The organism is Janthinobacterium svalbardense (assembly GCF_002327145.1).
GTDB lineage: Bacteria > Pseudomonadota > Gammaproteobacteria > Burkholderiales > Burkholderiaceae_D > Janthinobacterium > Janthinobacterium tructae.
Genome location: NZ_CP023422.1, coordinates 5,132,594 through 5,154,333, shown reverse-complemented (window position 1 = coordinate 5,154,333; position 21,740 = coordinate 5,132,594). Strand labels below are relative to the sequence as shown.

Here is a 21,740-nt window from a genome sequence, read left to right as displayed (position 1 = left end):
ATAAGCGATAAAAACCCTAACTGGTATACAATTGGTACACGTTTTCAGTGTGATCCATGTCCGTCGTCCCATGCCCCGACGACCGGCACGCACTGACGGCAGCCACCCACGTTACGGAATGCACCATGTCCATCCAGTCCAGGCAGTTGCTGTGGTTTTTTGCGTTTTTCCTCGTCTTTGAACTGAATATCTATCTGTCGAACGACATGATCATGCCGGCCATGCTGGGCATCGTCGACGAGTTCCAGGCGGAGGCAAAATTCGTCCCTCTGTCCCTGAGCCTGTATCTGCTGGGCGGCAGTTCGCTGCAGATTGTCCTGGGCCCGCTGGCCGACACGATCGGCAAGCGCAAGCTGGTATTGACCGGCAATACCCTATTCCTGCTGGCCACCTTGGCCGTGCCATTTGCCACTTCCATCGAGCAATTTCTCGCCCTGCGCTTCATCCAGGGCATGGGCTGCTGCTTCATCTTCATCGGCTATGCCATGATCCATGAACTGTTCGACGACATGGCGGCCGTCAAGCTCAGCAGCATTCTGTCGAGCACCACCATCCTCGCGCCCCTGGCCGGTCCCATCCTCGGCAGCGCCATCATCAGCCGGCTGGACTGGCGCTACGTGTTTTTCCTCTCCGGCCTGCTGGCGCTGCTGTCTCTGCTGGGCCTGTTCAAGAGCATGCCGCGCACGGCGGCGACACAGCCGCGCCTGGATGGCCGCGCCATCGTGCGCAGCTATGTCGCCATTTTCAGCAACGGGCGCTTCATGTTCGGCATGTTCACGGCCGGGCTGGCCACCGTGCCCCTGACGGCCTGGATCGGCTTTTCGCCCCTCTTCGTGCTGCAGGAAATGGGCGCGTCCTATGCCACGTATATCGCGCTGCAATGCGTGATTCTGTCCGGCTTTGTCCTCAGCAGCATCGCCATCCAGCGCCTGCGCCAGGATTTCCCCCTCGTCCATCTGCTGCGCCTGGGCGGACTGATCGCGGCCGCCGGCATGCTGGGCGCCGGCGCGGGCCGCCACCACGTGGATGTGTTTGCGGCCTGCATGTTTGTCTATTCCATCGGCTTCGGCCTGTTCAATGGCGCCCTGATCCGCAGCGCAATCACGGCCAGCAAGGAATCGATGACACTGACAACGGCCGCCATGAGCCTGCTGTATTGCATTTATCTGTCCGCCTGGCTGCAGCTGTACAACGTGCTGTGCCAGCGTTTCGGCTATGCGCTGGAAACGTATGCGCTACTGAATATCCCCGTCATCGTGGTCATTGCCGCCTGCCTGCTGCTGTTTACGCGGGGCATGGCGGGGCGCCGGCAAAGCGAGGTGCGGCTGGCCCGGCACTGATGGCGCCACGCTGCGCATGTTCCCGACCTTGTTTTACCTCCTGCGACGTTGATTGACACTCTTCTTTGGAAAATGGTGCTTTCATGAAAATAGATGACCTGGCCTCGAAACACGATCAAGCAAAGATTTTCAGCCTGGAATACGAGTTCCGCATCCACCGGCTGAAACTCGATTACATCACCCTGGCCGATGTCCGGCCGGCCGGCATTGACTTGGTGCAACTGGCCGCAGAGCACCAGGCGGGCGTCGCCGCCCTGCGCAGCTTCGTCGCCGCCAATTTTACATATTTCAATGCGGCAAGCTGTTCCTCGCTCAGCTGCATCCCCACGCGTGCGCTGGGCGACGACGAGCGCTACCTGCACCGCATCTGGATGGGCGGGCCGCTGCCGGCCATCGCCTGTGAAGCGATTGGGCAGTGGGGCGCGGCGCTGGACGAGGTGCGGCACAATGGCGGCGCGCCGTATGTCTCCATCCTGTGGGTGTGGGATGCGCAGCAATTGCGCAATGACGCGCGCTTCAGCCCTACGGGCGGCGCCGGGCGCTACACGATAGGCCGCTACGCCATCGGCGGCACGACCCTGCATATCAACTCGCTGCGCGCGCTGGCGCTGGACTTTGCGCCGGCCCGCTTCGATATCCTCGATACCCTGCATACGCAGCGCTACTTCGCCACCTTGTCCGATTATTTCCGCATCCTCATCATGTGCGAATACGGCGGCATGTATATGGATGTCGATACGATCCCGCATAATCCCGCGACGATTTTCCTGATGAAGCCCGAAGTGCCCGACTACTTCCAGCGCAACGCTGATGACAGCCAAGAGCGCCGGCATGTCAGCTGGATGAATCTGTTTCTCGATGAAACGGGCATGCTGATTGCCAAGAAGAACGACGCCGCGCTGCGTGTGATCCAGCGCAATGTGAACCTCGCTTATGCGCGCATCGATGGGGAAATTCCCCATTCCTGCCCGCAATTCGAAGCGCAGCTGTTCGGCCAGTTCTATGCCGAATGGAAGAAAAACCTGGGCGTGACCCTGCTCAGCCATGCCGAGTTCTACCAGCGCTATTGCGTGCTGTATGACGGCGCGCGCGAAGCGGTGGCGGGCGGCATCCGTGGCATGCGCTTGCTGATTGACATCATTACCGAGATGCACATCCCCTTGAGCGACGAGGAGCGGCGCGCGTATGCGCGCTGCGTGGCGCGGCTCGATGAACTCGACTGGCAACTCGACGATCCTTTGCGCCTGCCCGACATCGTCGACGTGTTCGACATCGAGGAAGTGCCGCGCATGGCGTATGCGGCCCAGCTGCGGGCCGACATCGATCACTTCCACTATTATTCGGTGCTATCGGACGACCCGCTGCTCGACCGGGTGAATAGCGTCTTTTGCCGCTACCTGCTGGCCCAGCGCTCACAGCATATTGCCGCTGGCACTTTCTGGCGCCCCACCGTGGGCCGCCACGGCAGCCGCATGCCGGCCATCGGCGATGCAGTCCCGTCCGGCGATGAGGCGCAGGCGGGCTTGCTGTCGCATGCGCCGCTCAGGCTGGTGGCGGGCGAACTGCTGGGTGACGAGGCGAAGAACCGCATGGCCAAATTGCTGTTTGCCACCAGCTACCTTGAATACTGTTCTTTTGGAAATAAACTCAATCTGCAGTTCGTCGAACTGCAGCGGCGGCAAAACATCGACCCGTATCTGGCGCACATCCACGGCTTGCATGACGAGGATGGGCACTTCATCGGCTTTTTCACGGCCGCGACGATGGACGAGTTCCAGGCTTGCGGCGCCGTTTCATATTACCGCGACGACATGATGGCGCTCGACGATGCGTACGACGCCTTCGTGCTCGCGCATGCTCGCGCCGACGACTGTTTCGTCAGCAGCCTGGCCATCGACGAGAAATACCGGGGCCAGGGCTTATTCAGGCAAATGTTTCATGAAATCCGCGACCTGGCCAGCCGCAAGGGCTGTGCGCGCATTACCTTGACGGTGTGGGAAAAGAGCGAAGCGCTGCAGGTGTATCTGCACAAGGGGTTTCGCAGCGTGGGCACGTTCGACTATGCCTACAGCCTGTTTTATGACCGGCTGCACTTCCTCGTGTATGAAGGCGATTAAAGCGGCGGCCGGGGTGGCCGCCGCACTGCGGTGACTACAAAGCCAGGAAGGCCAGGGCCGCCACGGCCGTGGGCAGCAGGGCGCCGGCCAGCAGGCCGACGGCGCCGATCGATTCATCCTTGAAGCCGCGGCGCAGCAGGGATACGCCGGCCGGGTTCGGTGCATTGGCGATGACGGTCAGGCCGCCACCGGCCACGGCGCCAGCCACCAGCATGTATTTTGCTTCTTCCGTCATGCCGACGATCAGCGAACCGAGGTAAGTCAGGGCCGCATTGTCGGTGATGGCCGTCAAGCCCAGGGCGCCGAAGAACAGGGCCAGCGGTTCCAGGCTGGAGACGATAGGTTGCAGCCACCATTGCTGCATGCCGCCCAGTACCACCAGGCCGCCCAGGAAGAAGCCGACCAGCAAGCCTTCCTTGAGGATCAGCGGGCTTTGATAACGCTCATACGCTTGCACGAAGCCGAGGAAGAACAGGAACAGGCCGAAGAACAGCACGGGATGGTGCGCCAGGGCCACCACGCCGGCCAGCACGATCATGTGCACGAGACTGACGGCCAGCGGCACTTTCGGCGCTTCCACTTCGCCGGCTTTCGGCTTGATATCGGAGGTGTTGCTGTGCAGGTATTTGCGCAGCAATATGCTCACGCCCGTGGCGTTGACCAGCACGGCGATGGCGGCTTTCCAGCCGAAATGGCTGGCCATGTAGGCGCTGTCCCAGTTCCACGTGGTGGCCACCATCAGCACGGGCGGCGCTGCGTACGAAGTCAGGGTGCCGCCGATGGAAACGTTGACGAACAGCACGCCCAGCGCGCCATATTTCAGCCATTCGGGGATGCCCGGACGGAAGATTTGTGGCGCCAGCATCAGCGCGGCCAGGGTCATGGCGGCCGGTTCCGTAATCATCGAGCCCGTCAGGGGCACGAGCGCCAGTCCCAGCCAGACGAGGGCCAGTTCCGTGCGCAGCGGCATGACGCGCGCCACGCCTTTCAACAGGCGCTGCACGGCGTCGAGCACGGGGCGCGAAGCGGCCACCACCATGACGACAAAGACGAACAGCGGTTCCGTGTACTGGCGCGATTCGGCATACTCGATGGCCGCATCGCCGCCCGAGACAAAGGCCATGATGATGATCAAAATGAAAGCCCAGAAGCCGAACACGACTTCCACTTCGCCCAGCAGGTGCAGCAGGCCCCCATGGCGGGGATGGCGCTGTGCCAGGGTTTCAAATGACTTGGCGGCGAAGGTGTGGATGAGCGCAAGGCCGAAGACGATGGCGCTGATGATTTGGATGGTGGTCAAATGCGTTTCCTTATGGACGGAGGGAGCCGACTGGTACTTTGCCAGGCGGTAAGGAGAGTGCTTATGGTACAGCAATCGATGCCGGAAACGGGGTTTTTCGGACATGGCGGAGCGGTCCCGGGCATGCTATCTGGCAGATAAGCCTTGCCAAAAGCGGGGCTGGATAGTACTGTATATGCATACAGTATTCATCTTGATTTCAGTTAGACAACAACTTATGCAACATTCCGAATTGATGGCCTCGCCGGAAGCCTTGCACCCGTCTTTATGGCGCGCATCGCAGCTGGGGCAGGGCGCCACGCGCTGTCTGGACACGGGCTTTGCCGCCCTGTCCGCGCAACTGCCCGGCGGCGGCTGGCCCAGCGGCAGCCTCATCGATCTGCTGGTGCAGCAGGCGGGCAGTGGCGAATTGCGGCTGCTGGCGCCTGCGCTGGCGCAACTGCCGGGCTTGCCCATCGTGCTGCTGCAGCCGCCCCATCCGCCGCAGGCGCTGGCCCTGGCCGCGCAGGGTCTGACGCCGTCGCAACTGCTGTGGCTCAAAAGCGCCGGCAGCAAGGATGCCTTGTGGGCAGCTGAAAACATCTTGCGCAGCGGCAGTTGCGGCGCCTTGCTGTTCTGGCAGTCACACGTGCGCGCCGACAGCCTGCGCCGGCTGCACCTGGCCGCGCAAGGCGGTAACACCCTGTTCTGCATGCTGCGCCCCTTGCACGGCGCGCAGGATGCGTCGCCCGCGCCGCTGCGCCTGTCCGTGCGCCCGGCCGCTGGCGGCATCGAGATCGGCTTCATCAAGCGCCGGGGACCGCAGCGCGACGCGCCCCTGTTCCTGCCCCTGCAACCTCCTTCATTATTGCGACGCCATGCGACTCTGGATCGGCCTGTGCCTGCCCCGGCTTCCGCTCGAAGTGTTTTGCCCGCGCTGGTCGGCTGACCAGCTGGGCGTGGTGCTGGAGCAGGAGCAAGTGATGGCCCTGTCGCCGCTGGCGCGGGCGGCCGGCATCCGGCCGGGCATGCGCCGCGCAGGCGCGCTGATGCTGGCGCCGCAGGCGCGCCTGCACGAGCGCTCTCCTGAACTGGAAGCGCAGGCCTTGCAAGCGGTGGCGCTGGCGCTGCTGCAATATTCGCCTCTGGTGGCGCAGGGCGAGGAGGCGACCCTGCTGGTCGATGCGGGCGCCAGCCTGCGCCTGTTCGGCGGCGTGCGCGCCCTGTGCCGGCACATCGCGGCCAGCTTGCGCGCGCTGGGCTACACGGCCCAGCTGTCGTGCGCCCCCACGGCGCGCGGCGCCTGGCTGCTGGCGCGTGCCGGTACGCGCCAGGGCCGCGTGCTGGGCATGGCCAGTCTGGTGCGCCGCCTCGACCGCCTGCCGTGCGCCTTGCTGCCGCCCGCGCGCCCCTGGCTCGAATGGTTCGAGGGCATCGGCTGCCGCACCCTGGGGCAGCTGCGCCAGTTGCCCCGGCCCGGCTTGCAGCGCCGCTGCGGCGCCGCCGTGCTGGCCATGCTCGACGACGCGCATGGCCACAGCACGGAACTGTTCGTCTGGATGGAAGCGCCGCCCACGTTCCGCGCCAGCCTGGAATTGTTCGACCGCGTGGAGCACGCGGACGCGCTGCTGTTCGGCGCGCGCCGCCTGCTGCAGCAAATGACGGGCTGGCTGTGCGCGCGGCAATTCGCCGTCGAGCGCATACAGCTGCTGCTGGCGCACGAGCGGGGCAGGGTGGCGCGCCCGCCCACCGTCATCGACCTGGCGCTGGGCGAGGCCGTCTGGCGCGACGAGCACCTGGTGCGTTTGCTCAAGGAGCGCCTGGCGCAGCTGGTGCTGGACGCACCCGTGATCGGCCTGACCCTGGAAGCGCTGCAGGTGCAGCCGATGGCCCCGCCCAGCGAGAGCCTGTTTCCCGAGCCGGGCGGCACGCCGCAGGAGCGCCAGCGCCTGATGGAGTTGCTGGTGGCGCGCCTGGGCGCCGAGAATGTCTTGCAGGCATCCCCGCGCGCCGATTACCGTCCCGAAGCGGCCAACCAGTGGCTGCCGCTGCCGGCCAAGCCCGTTTCAAGAAGCGCGCTACCCGACTTGCCGCCCGGTTTGCCCGGTATGCCCCGTCCCGGCTGGCTGCTGGCCCAGCCCATCGCCCTGTTGATGCGCGAACACCGGCCCTTCTATGGCTCGCCCCTGAAGATGGTGTCTGTCGCCGAGCGCATCGAGGCGGGCTGGTGGGGGCAGTCGCAGGCGCGCGATTATTTTATTGCCGAAGGACGCGACCACGCCCATTACTGGGTTTACCGCGAACGCATCGCCGGCAGCGCAGAAGACGCCGCGCCGCGCTGGTTTTTGCATGGCTTGTTTGGCTAAGAGCCTATCCCAGTAGATGAATACATCCCCTGCTGGCGCCCCTCAGAAGCGGGGACTGCGTTGATCGTCGTTGCGTGGCTCGCCACGCGTCCTCCTCACGCCTTGTCCGCGCTCCTGATGAACTGCCAGCAGAAGACGCTCACTACTGGGATAGGCTCTAAATGCGCTGTCCTGCTGAAACGGCCATGCTTGGCTATACTGGCTTTCTTGCTTGCGCGGCGTCAACCACTTGAATAAGGATTTCCATGTCCCAACTTTCCGACTTCCCCATCACCCAAAAATGGCCCGCACTGCATCCCGAGCGCCTGCAGCTGTACTCGCTGCCCACGCCGAACGGCATCAAGGTCTCGATCCTGCTGGAAGAGCTGGGCCTGGCATACGAGCCGCACCTGGTCAGTTTCGAGCAGAACGACCAGCTGTCGCCCGCCTTCCTGTCCCTCAATCCGAACAACAAGATTCCCGCCATCCTCGACCCGGACGGTCCCGATGGCAAGCCGCTGGCGTTGTTCGAATCGGGTGCCATCCTGCTGTACCTGGCGGAAAAGACGGGCAAGTTCCTGCCGCAGGACGCGGGCCTGCGCTATGAAACGATACAGTGGCTGATGTTCCAGATGGGCGGTATCGGCCCCATGTTTGGCCAGGTGGGCTTCTTCCATAAATTCGCCGGCAAGGACTACGCAGACAAGCGTCCGCTGGAGCGCTATCTCGGCGAGGCCAGGCGCCTGCTGGGCGTGCTCGAGCAGCGCCTGCAGGGCCGCGACTGGATCATGGGTGGCCAGTACACGATTGCCGACATCGCCATCTTCCCGTGGGTGCGCTGCCTGGTGGGTTTCTATGGCGCTGGCGACCTCGTCGGCATCGACAACTTCCCGAACCTGCAGCGCGCGCTGGACGCTTTCCTGGTCAGGCCAGCCGTTACCAAGGGCGTGGATATTCCCAAGCGTGCTTAGAACAGGCCGTGGCCGGGCGGCGCTACAATGCGCCATCGGCCGCCCTGCGCGGCAGCTTTGATCTGAGACAATGAAATCCACCCGGCAAGATTTTCCCGGCGCGCACGGCCATGTGCTGGCGGCGCGCCTCGACGCGCCTGACGGCGCCATCCGCGCCTACGCGCTGTTCGCCCACTGTTTTACCTGCGGCAAGGACGTGCTGGCCGCGCGGCGCATCGCACAAGGCTTGACGCAGCACGGTATCGCCGTGCTGCGCTTCGACTTCACGGGACTCGGTGCCAGCGAGGGCGAGTTTGCCGCCACGAATTTTTCGTCGAATGTCGACGACCTGCTGGCCGCCGCCGATTTCCTGCGTGCAAAACATGCTGCGCCGCAATTGCTGATCGGCCACAGCCTGGGCGGCGCCGCCGTGCTGGCCGCTGCCGCGCAAGTGCCGGAAGCGACCGCCGTGGTGACCCTGGCCGCCCCCAGCACGCCCGCTTACGTGACGCGCATGTTCAGCGAACACCTGGAGCAGATTGCCGCCGAAGGCGAGGCGCTGGTGCAGCTGGAAGGGCGGCCCTTCCGCATCCGCCAGCAATTCGTCGACGACGCGGGCAGCCACAGCCTGAAGGCTCACATCGCCGGCCTGCGCCGCGCCCTGCTGGTGATGCACGCACCGAACGACACGACGGTGAGCCTGTCGAACGCGATGGATATCTTTACGGCCGCGAAGCACCCGAAAAGTTTTGTTTCGCTCGACGATGCCGACCATCTGTTGACGGGGCGCGATGATGCCGCGTATGTCGCCAATGTGATTGCCGCCTGGAGCGCGCGTTATATCAACTAAGCTGAACTAAGCGGTCGCCCATGAAAAACGCCGCGGCAGCAGAAGCTGGCGCGGCGCACATACTATTGGTACTTCACAACACCTGACAAAATCGTAGCGAGCGGCAGTGATTTGTGGCCGAGAAGCGCAGCCGTGCTAAAGCACGGTGAGCATCGCCGGCCGCAAAGCGCGACGCGTAGTAGATTTGGTCAGGTGTTCTCAGTCTTCGTCAAATTCGGCTGATAGATCCTTCCAGCCCTTACTGATTGCAAAGGCGGAAAATTCCTCGGGTGCTTCCAGGACGATCAGTTTCTTGTCTTGCAAGCCCAGGTCGCCGTGGCCGAAATCGGGGCCCACGTAGCCGAGGCTGCGCAAGCGGGCCAGGATGTGGCCGACCAGGGTCTTGTCCTTGCAGGCGCCCGCTTCGAGCGGAGCGGCGAAATCGACGTAGACGTCGATGATGCCGTAGCCTTCGTCGAAGATGCGGATGGCCTTGATGTCGTGGGCACGGCCGGAGCCGTCGGTGGCCTTGAAAGGGCCGCTGAGCTGGATGTCGGTGTCATTGTTCATGCCGCCAGCATACACCAAAAGCCGGCCCCGCATAGGGGACGCCATGCAAAATCGCTTTGGGCTGGCCGTGTAAAAATTTCTTACAAATTTAGCGTCGTCTGGGGCGCTTTTTGCCAATTTCAAGGCCTTGAAGGCCGCTTGATCGTCCTTAGATTGGTAGCCAGCGGATGCTCACGGTGAGGTCCGCCCCTCTTATCGCTTCATTTGAAAAGGATATTTATCATGCGTACTTTTGACCTTGCTCCCCTGTACCGTTCCGCCATTGGCTTTGACCGCCTGGCACAGCTGCTCAACGAACAGCGCGCCGATGCACAGCCCAGCTATCCGCCCTACAACATCGAACTGGTGTCGGAAGATAAATACCGCATCGTGATGGCATTGGCCGGCTTTTCGCGCGAAGAGATCGACATCATCACCGAACGCGACTCGCTGCATGTCACGGGCCGCAAGCAGAAAGATGGCGTCGAGCGCACGTTCTTGCACCGCGGCATCGCTGCCCGCGATTTCGAACAGCGTTTCCAGCTGGCCAATCATGTGAAGGTCACGGGCGCCACGTTTGAAAACGGCATGCTGACCATCGACCTGGTGCGTGAAGTGCCGGAAGCGCTGAAACCGCGCAAGATCGAGATCGGCACAGGCAGCGACACCCTCGCTACCGCCGCCAACGTGAATGCGCTGGAACAGCGCCAGGCAGCTTGAGCTGAGCTGAGCTGACCCCGGCGCCCCTCTGGCGCCCGGGCAGCCAGGAGGGTACCCTCCCATGCAGTAAAATACTGGCCGGTTGATCCGGCCAGTGTCACGTCCAGGCCCTGTATGCCCCTCCATCGCCCGCCATGCGGAACGCTGGATTAAGCGATGCTTAAAGGCGCCAACGCCTGTTTCCAAATGGAAAAATGTTAAGCACCGCCTAAGACTCGTGGCCCACTATTGCATACATCAAAATCTCATTGAATGAGGAGCAATTCATGGAACAGCAAACGAATACCGCATCGCTGAAAATCAAACGCACCGTAGCCGCGCTGGCCGCGATCGGTGTGCTGGGCGCCGGCGGCGCCATGGTGATGCATCAGAACAATGCCGGCGCGAATGCCGCCGCCGGCACTCCCGCCGCCCCCGTGGCTGCCGCCGTCGCGCCTGCCGCCAGCGCGCCGCTGGTGGCCTTGCCCGACTTTAGCCAGATCGCCGCGCGCAACAGCCCGGCCGTCGTCAACATCAGCGTCACGGGCAGCACCAAGGTGGCTTACGACCCATCGGCCCAGGCCGGCAACGATGACTTCGGCAACGACCCGTTCTTCGAATTCTTCCGCCGCTTCCAGGGGCCGCAAGGCGGGCAGCGCGGTGGCCGCGACGTGCCCACGCACGGCCTCGGTTCCGGCTTCATCGTCAGCCCGGACGGCATCATCATGACGAATGCCCATGTGGTGCGCGATGCGCGCGAAGTGACCGTCAAGTTGAACGATCGCCGCGAATTCCGCGCCAAGGTGCTGGGCACCGATCCGAAGACCGATATCGCCGTGCTGAAGATCGATGCCAACAACCTGCCCATCGTGCCGCTGGGCCATTCGAGCGACCTGAAAGTGGGCGAGTGGGTACTGGCCATCGGTTCGCCGTACGGTTTCGACAGCACCGTGACGGCCGGCGTGGTCAGCGCCAAGGGCCGTTCCCTGCCCGACGACAGCAATGTGCCGTTCATCCAGACCGACGTGGCGGTGAACCCCGGCAACTCGGGTGGTCCACTATTCAATACGCGCGGCGAAGTGGTGGGCATCAATTCGCAGATCTACAGCCAGACGGGCGGCTTCCAGGGCCTGTCGTTCGCCATCCCGATCGACTTGGCCGGCCGCATCAAGGACCAGATCGTCGCCACGGGCAAGGCAAGCCATGCCAAGCTGGGCGTGACGGTGCAGGAAGTCAACCAGGGCTTTGCCGACTCGTTCAAGCTGGCCACGCCGGAAGGCGCGCTGGTGGCCAACGTGGAGCGTGGCAGCCCGGCCGACAAGGCGGGCCTGAAGTCGGGCGATGTGGTGCGCAAGGTGAATGGCCAGCGCATCATCGCTTCGGCCGACTTGCCGGCGCTGGTGGGTACGTCCTTGCCAGGCGACAAGATCAGCCTCGATGTCTGGCGTGACGGCAAGATCGTCAGCCTGACGGCGACGCTGGGCAATGCGGCCGACAAGGTGGCCGAAGTGGCGAAGAGCGACGGCGCGGCCGGCAAGGTACAGCTGGGCCTGGCTCTGCGTCCGTTACAATCGGATGAAAAACGCGAGGCGGGCATCAGTGCCGGCCTGCTGGTGGAAGACGCGGGCGGTGCTGCCGCGAATGCCGGTGTGCTGCCGGGCGACGTGCTATTGTCGGTGAATGGCCGTCCCGTCAACACGGTCGAGCAGGTGCGCGACGTGGTGGAAAAATCCGCCAAGTCGGTGGCCTTGCTGATCCAGCGCGGCCCCGACAAGATTTTTATTCCGGTGCGTTTGGGTTAATGAAAGAAACAAACCCAAGGGCAAATACTGGGGTCGAACCCTCAGGGTTCGACCCCGGCCTTTCGCCTTTGGGGTGAAAATAGAACAAGGAGCAGCCATGCGCTTATTGCTGGTAGAAGACGATACGATGATCGGCGAGGTGGTGCTCGATTTGCTGCGCGCCGAGCACTATGCGGTGGACTGGGTCAAGGACGGCGACATGGCCGATACGGCCCTGCAGACGCAAACCTATGACCTGGTGCTGCTGGACCTGGGCTTGCCGCGCAAGGATGGCCTCGACGTGCTGCGCTCGATGCGTTTGCGCAAGCTCGATACCCCGGTGCTGGTGGCCACGGCGCGCGACGCCGTCGAGCAGCGCATCGCGGGCCTCGACGCGGGCGCCGACGATTACGTCTTGAAGCCGTATGATCTCGACGAACTGCTGGCGCGTATCCGTGCCCTGCTGCGGCGCGCCTCGGGCCGTCCGGAACCGATCTTCGAACACCAGGGCGTGAGTATCAATCCGTTGACGCGCGAAGTGATCGCCGAGGGCCATCCCGTCAACCTGTCGGCGCGTGAATGGGCCGTGCTGGAAGCGCTGATCGCGCGTCCCGGCATCGTGCTGTCGCGCGCGCAGCTGGAAGAAAAACTGTACAGCTGGAAGGATGAAGTCAACAGCAATGCCGTGGAAGTGTATATCCACGGCTTGCGCAAGAAGCTGGGCAGCGACTTGATCCAGAACGTGCGCGGCCTCGGCTACATGGTGCCCAAGGCATGAGGATGAAGGTCACGGTGACGCACTCGCTGCGCGGCCGCCTGCTGTGGTTTTTGCTGGCGGCCATCATCATGGCGGCCCTGGCGCAGGCCTCGATCGCCTACCGCAGCGCCCTGTACGACGCCGACCAGATCTTCGACTATCACATGCAGCAGATGGCCCTGTCGCTGCGCTCCGGCGCGCCGCTGGCCAACCATGCGCAAGCCTTGCCGGCCGACCCCGTCAACAACGACATGGTGGTGCAGGTGTGGACGCCGGACGGCGTGCAGGTGTTCCGCTCGATCACGCGCGCGGAATTGCCGCAGCGCGCCGTGCTGGGCTTTTCGAATGTGAAAGCGAACGGCACGACTTACCGCATCTTTTCCGTGCAAACCAGTTCCCAGACCGTGCAGATCGCGCAGGACATGGCCGTGCGCAAGCGCATGGCCGGCAGCCTGGCGCTGCGCACGGTCGGTCCCATCGCGCTGATGGCGCCGATATTGATGCTGGTCGTGTGGTGGGTCGTCAGCGGTTCGCTGGCGCCCGTCTCGCGCGTGCGCAAGCAGGTGGCGGCGCGCCAGGCGGACGATTTATCGCCCGTCTCGGAAGCGGGCTTGCCCGACGAAGTGCGCCCCCTGGTGCATGAATTGAATTTGCTGTTCGGGCGCGTCAAAACGGCGTTCGACGCGCAGCAGCATTTCGTTGCCGACGCCGCGCATGAATTGCGCACGCCGCTGGCGGCCCTGAAACTGCAGGTCTTGAGCCTGGAGCGGGCCGAATCGGAAGAAAAACGCAGCCTGGCCATTTCCCGCGTGAGCGCCGGCATCGAGCGGGCCACGCGCCTGGTCGAGCAGCTGCTGGTGCTGGCCCGCCAGGAAGCGAGCGCCGCCAGCGGTGACCAGTTGCAGGCGGTGGACTTGAACGACGTCGTCAAGCGGGCGCTGGGCGACATGGCCGGCATCGCGCAGGCGCGCAAGATCGACCTGGGCTTGCACCACATGGACCCGGCCAGAGTGGCGGGGCAGGCCGACGCCCTCAACATCATGCTGCGCAACCTGGTCGACAACGCCATCAAGTACACGCCGCAGGGCGGCACGGTCGATATCGACCTGCGCGCCAGCCCCGTCGGCGTGACCTTGTCCGTGGAAGACAACGGCCCCGGCATCCCGCCCGAGGAGCGCGAACGCGTCTTCAGCCGCTTCTACCGCGTGCCCGGCACGGACGCCAACGGCAGCGGCCTGGGGCTGGCCATCATCAAGGCCATCGCCGAACGCCATGGCGCGCGCCTGGTGCTGGACAAATCCGAGCGCCTGGGCGGCCTGTGCGTGCGCGTGGAATTCCCGCAAGCCGTAAGAAAATAATATTTTGATCATGATCTTTGGCCTGTTGCATTGACGCGCGCGCCGCTGGCATATATTGTCTGCGCAATAAGCAATCAAGCAAACGGAGCGCAGCATGCAGAAGATCGGCTTTTCAGGAACCCTCGACCCCATCACCAATGGCCACATGTGGGTGATCGGCGAAGCGCGTTCGCTCGCCGACGAGGTGATCGTCTTCCTGTCGCAAAACCCCGCCAAGAAGCCGCAGTTCCCGGCCGAAGACCGCAAGCGCATCATCGAGCAGAGCGCGCGCGAGTGCGGCTGGGAGAATGTGCAAGTGGTCATCGTCAAGGGCGACTACACGGCGCGCGCGGCGAAGAAGCATGGCTGCGACTACCTGATCCGCGGCATCCGCACGACGGCCGATTTCGACTATGAAAACCTGATTCAGCAAACCAATGTGGACGTACTGCAGGGCGCCAAGACGATTTTCGTCATGCCGCCGCGCGACCTCGGCTCCGTCAGTTCCAGCTTCGTCAAGGCGCTGGAAGGCCCGGTGGGCTGGAACTGGACCATGAAAAAATTCGTCCCCGGTCCCGCCTACCACGCGTGGATACTCGACTGTCTGCGCAAGGAGTGGGAAGCGCTGTGGCATTACGCCACCGCTTCGCAAGCCGACATCGCGCTGGCGGACCACTGGTTCGCGCACCTGACGGGACCGCAGGCGTATGGCGGCGCGGAGCGCCACTATCACAACCTCGACCACCTGGTGCACGGCCTGTCCGAGATCCGCGTTTGGGCCGACAATACCTATGCACCCAAACGCGACAGCGCGCTGGTCAAGAAGGCGTTCTGGTTCCATGACGCCGTCTACGGTCACGACGACGATGCCCTGTATTCCAGCGAAGAGGCGAGCGCCCAGCTGTGGCTGGCCAGCGGCCTCGATGCCGGGGACAACCTCGATGTGGCGCAATTGATACGCGCCACCGACCATTTCCAGGGGCCCGGCATCAGCCACGCGCTGAAGGACGCCATGCTCAGCGCCGACCTGGCCATCCTGGGGCAGGATGAAGAGGTGTATCACGCCTACACGCAAGCCATCGGCCTGGAATACGCGCATGTGGACCCCGTGCGCTTCAAGCAGCAGCGGGGCCTGGCCCTGCAGCATTTATGCAGCAAGGCGCAGGCGGGCCAGCTGTTTGGCGACGTGTATTTCGCCGATCAGTACAACGCGCGGGCGATTGAAAACATGCAGAAGGAGATCGCGGCGCTGACAAGCGGCTGACTCTCGTCAGCCGCTTGTCAGCCGCCCGGGCTTGCCGCCCTAGCGGGCAGCAACCTTGGCACGCGCCGCGTGCAGCTTCTTGAAGCTGTCGATCAGGCGCTGGTGCCGGTCCAGGCCTTCCAGTTGCATGCTGGTCGGGGTCAGGCCGAAGAAGCGCACGCTGCCGTCCACCGAGCCCAGCACCGCGTCCATGCGTTCGTTGCCAAACATGCGGCGGAAATTGACGACATAATCGTCGAGTTCCAGCGCGTCATCGAGCTCCACTTCCAGCACCACGTTCAAGGCTTGATAGAACAGTTTGCGTTCGAGCGTGTTGTCGTTGTACTGCAAGAAGGTTTCCACCAGCTCTTTCGCTTCCTCGAACTGCTGCAGAACCAGATGAATCAGCAGCTTCAATTCCAGCGTCGTCAGCTGGCCCCACACCGTGTTTTCGTCAAACTCGATGCCGATCAGGGTGGCGATGTCGCCGTATTCGTCGAGCTCGCTGTTTTCCAGGCGCTCGAGCAAGTCTTCCAGGCTGGCATCGTCCAGCTGATGCAGGTTCAGGATGTCGGCGCGGAACAGCAGCGCCTTGTTGGTGTTGTCCCAGATTAAATCTTCAACGGGATACACTTCCGAATAACCGGGCACGAGGATGCGGCAGGCTATGGCGCCCAGCTGGTCGTACTCGGCTGTGTACACTTCCTTGCCCATCTCGGCGAGGATGCCGAACAGGGTCGCCGCTTCCTCGGCATTCGAGTTTTCGCCGTGACCGGAAAAATCCCACTCGACAAAGTCGTAATCGGCTTTCGCGCTGAAGAAGCGCCACGAGACGATGCCGCTGGAATCGATGAAGTGTTCGACGAAGTTGTTCGGCTCGGTGACGGCTTCGCTGGCAAACGTCGGCTGTGGCAAGTCGTTCAAACCTTCGAAGCTGCGGCCCTGCAGCAATTCCGTCAGGCTGCGTTCGAGCGCCACTTCCAGGCTCGGGTGCGCGCCGAACGAGGCAAACACGCCGCCCGTGCGCGGGTTCATCAGGGTGACGCACATCACCGGGTACACGCCGCCCAGCGACGCATCTTTGACGAGCACGGGGAAGCCTTGCTCTTCCAGGCCCCGGATGCCGGCCAGAATGCCCGGGTATTTCGCCAGCACGTCCTGCGGCACGTCGGGCAGGGCGATTTCGCCTTCGAGGATTTCGCGCTTCACGGCCCGCTCAAAAATTTCCGACAGACATTGCACCTGCGCTTCGACCAGGGTATTGCCGGCGCTCATGCCATTGCTGACGTACAGATTTTCGATCAGGTTCGATGGGAAATACACGACCTCGCCATCGGAATGGCGCACATACGGCAGCGAGCAGATGCCGCGCTCGGCATTGCCGGAGTTGGTGTCGATCAGGTGTGAACCGCGCAGCTCGCCATCGGGGTTGTAGATCTCCAGGCTGTACGCATCGAGGATTTCCTTCGGCAGCGCATCCTTGCGGCCCGGCTTGAACCAGCGCTCGTTCGGGTAATGAACAAAATCCGCGTTGGCGATGTCTTCACCCCAGAACGATCCGGCGTAGAAATGGTTGTTGCTGAGGCGCTCGATATACTCGCCCAGGGCCGACGCCAGCGCGCTTTCCTTGGTCGCGCCCTTGCCGTTGGTAAAGCACATGGGCGAATGCGCATCGCGGATATGCAGCGACCACACATTCGGAATGATGTTGCGCCACGAGGCGATTTCAATCTTGATGCCCAGGCCCGCCAGCAGGCCCGACATATTGGCGATGGTCTGTTCCAGCGGCAAATCCTTGCCCACGATATAGGTGCTGGCTTCGCCGGTCGGATTGAGCATCAGCAAGGATTGCGCATCGGCGTCCAGGTTCGCGACTTCTTCAATGACGAATTCTGGCCCCGCTTGCACCACTTTTTTCACCGTGCAACGGTCGATCGAGCGCAGGATGCCTTGGCGGTCCTTGGCCGAGATATCGGCCGGCAACTCGACCTGGATCTTGAAAATCTGCTGGTAACGGTTTTCCGGATCGACGATATTGTTTTGCGACAGGCGGATATTCTCGGTGGAAATATTGCGCGTATCGCAATACAACTTCACGAAGTACGCCGCGCAGAGTGCCGATGATGCCAAAAAGTAATCGAACGGGCCAGGCGCCGAGCCATCGCCTTTGTAGCGGATGGGCTGGTCGGCGATGACGGTAAAATCGTCGAACTTGGCTTCGAGACGCAGCTTGTCGAGAAAGTTGACTTTAATTTCCATGAGGTAATCCAATACTGTGCTTATGAGTTAGGCGCTATTATCCGTGCTTTCCGCCGCAGGGCAAAGATTGTTCACTGCGGCCGTGCTGGCCGGGCGCCGCCGGGGTAATGAAACAGACTGATAAATCGTCGAGGTGATCTGACTACATGCGAATAACACTGATGCGTCACGGCGAGCCCCAACTCGCCAAGGGGGGCTGGATAGCGCCCATGCAAATGGGCGAGTGGATTGATCTCTACAACCAATCGCTCATCAAGGACAACGGCATACCTGCAGAGTGCGCCATGGCAGCGCTATCGGCGTCGACTATCGTCGCCAGCACGGCACCGAGGGCATGCTCATCGGCCAGGGCACTGGGTGACTTGCCGTTCATGCAAGAGGCGATGTTTACCGAAGCCGGGCTGCCCTTTGCGCTGTGGAGGGCACCTTGGCTGCCGCCTGCCGCCTGGGCAGCGATTTTTCGCCTGCTCTGGTTGTTCGGTTATGCGCGCGGAGCCGATTCGCTGACGCTCAGCCGGCGGCGCGCCAGGATTGCCGCCGAGCGGCTTGTTGCGCTGGCCGCCAGCGGGCCTGTGTTGCTGGTCGGACATGGCATCATGAATCGCCTGATCGGCAAGGAGTTGCAGGCATTGGGTTGGCTTGCCCGCAACAGGCAAGGCAGCCGGTACTGGAGTATGGGCGTGTATGAGTTGTGAAAGTGAACTGTGAAAACTTGTGACGAATGCGGCAGCCGATACTGGCCGTGTGTCGATGCGGGCATAAAAAACAGCGGCTGCCCATGCTGGCGCAGCCGCTGTTTTTTCAGGTGGACACGGTGATCAGAATTTCACCCACAGCCGTCCGAAATACGACGCGCCATTCAGGCCGAATTGCACGCTGTCGTATTTGAAGCCGTTATCCGTTTCGTCCGCGTTTTGCGTGGTGGGCTTGACGTTGAAGATGTTGTTGCCGCCAAAGGTCAGCTTGGTATTTTTGCTGATGCTGTAGGTGAAGCTCAGGTCGGCGGACGTCTTGGCCGCGTAGCGGGCGTTCGGTACGCCTTCAGCCGTGCCGCTGAAGGTGCCCAGGGTTTGCGGGCCAAAGTAGATGATGCGCAGGTCCGATTCCAGCTTGCCCGTGATGTAGTCGAAGCCCAGGGTGGCTTTCGCGCGCGGGCCGCCCTGTTCGATGAACAGGCGTTCGCGCTCGGACAGCAAGACATCCTCGAAGCCCGTCAGCGAGGCGGGCGTCTTGACTTTTGTCACTTCCGTTTTGCTCAAGTTCAAGGCCAGGAAGGTGTTCAGGCGGTTGCCGGCCAGTTCACCCTTGTGCGAGGCCGTCAGGTCCAGTCCCCGCGTGCGCGTGTCGATGGAGTTGACGAAGAATTGCGCCTCGCCCACGCCCAACAGGGCCAGGCGCGCCGCCAGGTCGGGATAGTTGTCGGCATTGAAGCGGCCCGACAGCACGATGCGGTCCTTGATTTTGATATTGTACAAGTCGGCCGTGACGGAAATGGCTTGCGTCGGCGTCCAGGTGGTGCCGAACGTAAAGCTGGTGGATTTTTCCTCTTTCAACTTGGGAATGCCGGCTGCGTTGGCGACGGCGCCGCCATTGGGGGCCAGTACCACGTCCGTGGGCACGCCGCCGATGAAGTCGGTGAAGGTGGACGAGAAATACACTTGCTGCAACGACGGCGCGCGGAAGCCCGTACTGGCCGAGCCGCGCAGCAGCACATTCGGTGCCACTTTATAGCTGGCGGCCAGCTTGCCCGTCACGGTGGAGCCGAAGTCGCTGAATTTTTCATAGCGCAAAGCCGCCTGGGTTTTCAGGCGATCCGTCCAGTCCAGTTCTACGTCGCCATACGCGGCAATGCTGTGGCGTTTGGCCTTGGTCACGTCGCCTGGCTGGAAGCCGGGAAAGCCCTGGCTGCCCGCATTGCCGCCCACGCCCACGCCGTCGGCGTCGCTGTAGGAGCCCGGTTCGCCGGCCATGATCTTGTATTCCTCGCTGCGGTATTCGGCGCCGAAGGCCACGTTCATGCCACTCATCACCGTGTCGTAATAGCGGCTGAAATCGGCGTTGCTGGTCAGTTGCTGGAACGAGAAGCCGCCCGCGTCGTAGCTGCTGGCGCTGATGCCCTTGCCACCGTTCATCAGGTCAAGATTGGCGATCGAGGCGTTCAAGGTATGGCTGATGTCGTAGCGCATCTTGTTGTAGCCATAGGTTTGCGAAAAGTCAGCATGCCATTCGCCGATCTGGCTGCGGTGGCCGAAGGTGGCGTACTGGTCATCGATCTTGCCGTTAATGAACGGTACGAAACCATTGGGATACATGGCGGCCGAATTGCGCGACGGAATGTCGTCGCTGCCGATGCCACCCCGGCCGAATGCGGCGCTCGACGCGTCGCGCGTCTGCGCGCCGGCCGTGAAGTAGAGTTTACCCGTGCCGCTGGTGGCGTAGTCGCCATTCAGGTACAGCGTCTTGTTTTGCGATTTGGTGTCGCCGATGATGCGCATGCTGTCCGCGTCGGCCCGGTTCGAACGGCCCCGGTCCAGGTATTCGCCCGTGATGGCGATGACGCCCTTGTCGCCCAGCGCGATGCCGCAGTAGGCGGAGGTCATGTAATTCTTGCCGTCGCCTTCGGAATACTGGCTGTAGCCGGCCACTGCTTCGCAACCCAGGCTTTTCTTCAGTTCGATGTCAATCACGCCGGCAATGGCGTCCGAGCCGTACTGGGCGGCAGCGCCATCGCGCAGCACTTGCACGTTCTTGATCGCCAACAAGGGAATCGCATTCATGTCCGTGCCCGTATTGCCGCGGTTGCGCGCGCCGAACAGGTTCACCAGGGCCGTCGTGTGGCGCCGTTTGCCGTTCACCAGCACCAGCGTCTGGTCGGAACCGAGACCGCGCAGGGCGGCCGAATCGACCAGGTCAGCCCCGTCGGCGCCCGTCTGGCGCGTGGAGTTGAACGAGGGCGAGATGTATTGCAGCGATTGCGCCAGGTCAAACTGACCGCCTTGCTCGGCGACCCTGGACATCGGAATGATATCGACCGGCACCATGGTGTCGGTGGCGGAACTGGCGACCCGGCGCGAGCCGACCACGCTGACCGTTTGCACGGGACCGTCCGTGGCTCCCGCTTCCGTGGACTGGGCCATGGCGGCGGGACTGAAGGCGGCCAGGGCGGCGCTGCCGTACAGGCTGATGAGGACGGCTTTACGCAAGGTGGTGAGGGTCGGCACGCAGTATCTCCAAGTGGTATGGTTGTTTTATTACTCGCTTGATTCTAGTGCGATCATTTCAGCATTCACCAGCGATACTTTGTTTTGTTATTACAAATTGGTTGCAACTGTTGTTTCCTGGTTGATTATCTTTTGGTCGCTGCCCGGCTTGCCCTGTACTGGTGCAGCATGCCCCATTCAGGTGCTGCGTTGCACCATGCCGCCCACCCAGATTGCCTGCGCGCTGTATTGCACCTCGATCAGACACGGTTGCTGCGTCACGTGGCCCTGATGCAGGCGCAGCGACTGTTGTCGGTGCGCTGACAGCGCGCCCGCCGCCACGCCCGTGGCGCTGTCTTCCAGTGCCTGGTCGAGGTGGTTGAAGTTGCGCCCCTCGTATTCGCTCTCGCCCGTGCGGCAATACGCATAGCAGCCATTGACCTGATGCAAGGCGCTCCAGTCGGCGATCAGCTCCAGGTTCGGCCGCAGCGCGCGCAGGGCGGTGCGGTCAGCCACTTCCAGCAGCAGCTTCGGGCTGCCGACCGAGGCGATCACGGGTGGCGACAGCAAGTGCATATGCTGGCCCATGAGTTCGGACGGCACATATTTTTCCAGCATGACGGCAGGCGCCGGCTGCGGCGCCAGGCCGATGAACAGATCGGCTGCGCGGCGCACCAGCTGCAAGGCTTGCCCGCGCATGGCGGTACTCACCGTCAGGGTTGCCGGGGCACCCGGCGCCGTCAGCAGCACATGCGCGGCCGCCAGGGTGGCGTGCAGGCACAGGGGGCTGCGCGTGTGCGGATAAAAATAGTCGAACACGATGCCGCCGTCCGCTTGCCGGTCGATGAAGACGCAGGCGCTCACTTGCCGCTCGCGGGCGAATTGCTGGCGCGCCGTTTCGCTGCCGTGGTCGTTTTCCACGACCAGCGCCGCATTGCCGCCACCGGGGGCGGCGCCGAAACATTTTAGTAAGTGGACGATCATGGCGGTCGATGTGGAGGTAAAACACCAGCATAAACGATAAGCCCGATTCCAGATAAGTATAATAGACTGTG

At 62.7% G+C, this 21,740-nt stretch carries 17 protein-coding genes; 12 read left to right on the top strand and 5 right to left on the bottom strand.

Annotation, left to right across the window (positions count from 1 at the left end):
- Positions 1-125 precede the first annotated feature (125 nt).
- Positions 126-1,340 carry an MFS transporter gene (locus CNX70_RS22905; protein WP_096237358.1) on the top strand — a complete coding sequence of 405 codons (1,215 nt, stop codon included), beginning with the start codon at positions 126-128 and terminating at the stop codon, positions 1,338-1,340.
- A gap of 83 nt (positions 1,341-1,423) precedes the next feature.
- Positions 1,424-3,457 (top strand): GNAT family N-acetyltransferase, encoded by a 2,034-nt coding sequence (locus CNX70_RS22900; RefSeq protein ID WP_096237356.1) that lies wholly within the window; start codon positions 1,424-1,426, stop codon positions 3,455-3,457.
- Between the two features lie 34 nt (positions 3,458-3,491).
- Here CNX70_RS22900 and CNX70_RS22895 read toward each other — a convergent pair whose 3' ends face one another.
- Positions 3,492-4,757 (bottom strand): putative Na+/H+ antiporter, encoded by a 1,266-nt coding sequence (locus CNX70_RS22895; protein WP_096237354.1) that lies wholly within the window; start codon positions 4,755-4,757, stop codon positions 3,492-3,494.
- Between the two features lie 217 nt (positions 4,758-4,974).
- Between CNX70_RS22895 and imuA the strand changes: the two genes are divergently transcribed.
- The 4 genes from imuA to CNX70_RS22875 all read left to right on the top strand — a co-directional run bounded on the left by imuA (position 4,975) and on the right by CNX70_RS22875 (position 8,881).
- A complete protein-coding gene (gene imuA / locus CNX70_RS22890) occupies positions 4,975-5,685 on the top strand; it encodes a translesion DNA synthesis-associated protein ImuA (RefSeq protein ID WP_096237353.1) in 711 nt (236 codons plus the stop codon).
- Complete coding sequence (locus tag CNX70_RS22885; RefSeq protein WP_096237351.1) at positions 5,615-7,102, top strand: Y-family DNA polymerase; 1,488 nt, start codon at positions 5,615-5,617, stop codon at positions 7,100-7,102. The genes imuA and CNX70_RS22885 overlap by 71 nt, the downstream gene beginning before the upstream one ends.
- Before the next feature lie 245 nt (positions 7,103-7,347).
- The gene (locus tag CNX70_RS22880) at positions 7,348-8,052 is read left to right on the top strand and encodes a glutathione S-transferase N-terminal domain-containing protein (protein ID WP_096237349.1); all 705 of its coding nucleotides are present in this window, start codon (positions 7,348-7,350) and stop codon (positions 8,050-8,052) included.
- A gap of 70 nt (positions 8,053-8,122) precedes the next feature.
- On the top strand, positions 8,123-8,881 hold the full coding sequence (locus tag CNX70_RS22875) for an alpha/beta hydrolase family protein (RefSeq protein WP_096237347.1): 759 nt from the start codon (positions 8,123-8,125) through the stop codon (positions 8,879-8,881).
- A gap of 198 nt (positions 8,882-9,079) precedes the next feature.
- On the opposite strand, the gene CNX70_RS22870 is transcribed toward CNX70_RS22875, so the two are convergent.
- On the bottom strand, positions 9,080-9,430 hold the full coding sequence (locus CNX70_RS22870; RefSeq protein ID WP_096238637.1) for a hypothetical protein: 351 nt from the start codon (positions 9,428-9,430) through the stop codon (positions 9,080-9,082).
- Between the two features lie 222 nt (positions 9,431-9,652).
- Between CNX70_RS22870 and CNX70_RS22865 the strand changes: the two genes are divergently transcribed.
- The 5 genes from CNX70_RS22865 to coaD all read left to right on the top strand — a co-directional run bounded on the left by CNX70_RS22865 (position 9,653) and on the right by coaD (position 15,247).
- Positions 9,653-10,129 (top strand): Hsp20 family protein, encoded by a 477-nt coding sequence (locus CNX70_RS22865; RefSeq protein WP_096237345.1) that lies wholly within the window; start codon positions 9,653-9,655, stop codon positions 10,127-10,129.
- A 266-nt stretch (positions 10,130-10,395) separates the two neighbouring features.
- The gene (locus CNX70_RS22860) at positions 10,396-11,910 is read left to right on the top strand and encodes a Do family serine endopeptidase (protein ID WP_096237343.1); all 1,515 of its coding nucleotides are present in this window, start codon (positions 10,396-10,398) and stop codon (positions 11,908-11,910) included.
- A 97-nt stretch (positions 11,911-12,007) separates the two neighbouring features.
- Positions 12,008-12,667 carry a response regulator gene (locus tag CNX70_RS22855; RefSeq protein WP_010400558.1) on the top strand — a complete coding sequence of 220 codons (660 nt, stop codon included), beginning with the start codon at positions 12,008-12,010 and terminating at the stop codon, positions 12,665-12,667.
- Positions 12,668-12,669: 2 nt separating this feature from the next.
- Positions 12,670-14,004 (top strand): ATP-binding protein, encoded by a 1,335-nt coding sequence (locus CNX70_RS22850; RefSeq protein WP_096237341.1) that lies wholly within the window; start codon positions 12,670-12,672, stop codon positions 14,002-14,004.
- Between the two features lie 94 nt (positions 14,005-14,098).
- Complete coding sequence (gene coaD, locus CNX70_RS22845; RefSeq protein ID WP_096237339.1) at positions 14,099-15,247, top strand: pantetheine-phosphate adenylyltransferase; 1,149 nt, start codon at positions 14,099-14,101, stop codon at positions 15,245-15,247.
- 39 nt (positions 15,248-15,286) lie between these two features.
- On the opposite strand, the gene CNX70_RS22840 is transcribed toward coaD, so the two are convergent.
- Positions 15,287-17,485, bottom strand: coding sequence for an OsmC domain/YcaO domain-containing protein (locus CNX70_RS22840; protein WP_096237337.1), 2,199 nt, complete (start codon positions 17,483-17,485; stop codon positions 15,287-15,289).
- A gap of 209 nt (positions 17,486-17,694) precedes the next feature.
- Between CNX70_RS22840 and CNX70_RS22835 the strand changes: the two genes are divergently transcribed.
- On the top strand, positions 17,695-18,180 hold the full coding sequence (locus tag CNX70_RS22835) for a hypothetical protein (protein ID WP_244198928.1): 486 nt from the start codon (positions 17,695-17,697) through the stop codon (positions 18,178-18,180).
- A gap of 123 nt (positions 18,181-18,303) precedes the next feature.
- Here the strand turns inward: CNX70_RS22835 and CNX70_RS22830 are convergent, their stop codons facing one another.
- Complete coding sequence (locus tag CNX70_RS22830) at positions 18,304-20,706, bottom strand: TonB-dependent receptor plug domain-containing protein (RefSeq protein ID WP_096237333.1); 2,403 nt, start codon at positions 20,704-20,706, stop codon at positions 18,304-18,306.
- A 177-nt stretch (positions 20,707-20,883) separates the two neighbouring features.
- Complete coding sequence (locus CNX70_RS22825; RefSeq protein WP_096237331.1) at positions 20,884-21,669, bottom strand: PhzF family phenazine biosynthesis protein; 786 nt, start codon at positions 21,667-21,669, stop codon at positions 20,884-20,886.
- Positions 21,670-21,740 lie beyond the last annotated feature (71 nt).

What these genes read in the sequence shown, in the direction of transcription:
- CNX70_RS22905 (WP_096237358.1), top strand. Translation starts at nt 126, where the DNA reads ATGTCCATCCAGTCCAGGCAGTTGCTGTGGTTTTTTGCGTTTTTCCTC.
- CNX70_RS22900 (WP_096237356.1), top strand. Translation starts at nt 1,424, where the DNA reads ATGAAAATAGATGACCTGGCCTCGAAACACGATCAAGCAAAGATTTTC.
- imuA (WP_096237353.1), top strand. Translation starts at nt 4,975, where the DNA reads ATGCAACATTCCGAATTGATGGCCTCGCCGGAAGCCTTGCACCCGTCT.
- CNX70_RS22885 (WP_096237351.1), top strand. Translation starts at nt 5,615, where the DNA reads ATGCGACTCTGGATCGGCCTGTGCCTGCCCCGGCTTCCGCTCGAAGTG.
- CNX70_RS22880 (WP_096237349.1), top strand. Translation starts at nt 7,348, where the DNA reads ATGTCCCAACTTTCCGACTTCCCCATCACCCAAAAATGGCCCGCACTG.
- CNX70_RS22875 (WP_096237347.1), top strand. Translation starts at nt 8,123, where the DNA reads ATGAAATCCACCCGGCAAGATTTTCCCGGCGCGCACGGCCATGTGCTG.
- CNX70_RS22870 (WP_096238637.1), bottom strand. Translation starts at nt 9,430, where the DNA reads ATGAACAATGACACCGACATCCAGCTCAGCGGCCCTTTCAAGGCCACC.
- CNX70_RS22865 (WP_096237345.1), top strand. Translation starts at nt 9,653, where the DNA reads ATGCGTACTTTTGACCTTGCTCCCCTGTACCGTTCCGCCATTGGCTTT.
- CNX70_RS22860 (WP_096237343.1), top strand. Translation starts at nt 10,396, where the DNA reads ATGGAACAGCAAACGAATACCGCATCGCTGAAAATCAAACGCACCGTA.
- CNX70_RS22855 (WP_010400558.1), top strand. Translation starts at nt 12,008, where the DNA reads ATGCGCTTATTGCTGGTAGAAGACGATACGATGATCGGCGAGGTGGTG.
- CNX70_RS22850 (WP_096237341.1), top strand. Translation starts at nt 12,670, where the DNA reads ATGAAGGTCACGGTGACGCACTCGCTGCGCGGCCGCCTGCTGTGGTTT.
- coaD (WP_096237339.1), top strand. Translation starts at nt 14,099, where the DNA reads ATGCAGAAGATCGGCTTTTCAGGAACCCTCGACCCCATCACCAATGGC.
- CNX70_RS22840 (WP_096237337.1), bottom strand. Translation starts at nt 17,485, where the DNA reads ATGGAAATTAAAGTCAACTTTCTCGACAAGCTGCGTCTCGAAGCCAAG.
- CNX70_RS22835 (WP_244198928.1), top strand. Translation starts at nt 17,695, where the DNA reads ATGCAAATGGGCGAGTGGATTGATCTCTACAACCAATCGCTCATCAAG.
- CNX70_RS22825 (WP_096237331.1), bottom strand. Translation starts at nt 21,669, where the DNA reads ATGATCGTCCACTTACTAAAATGTTTCGGCGCCGCCCCCGGTGGCGGC.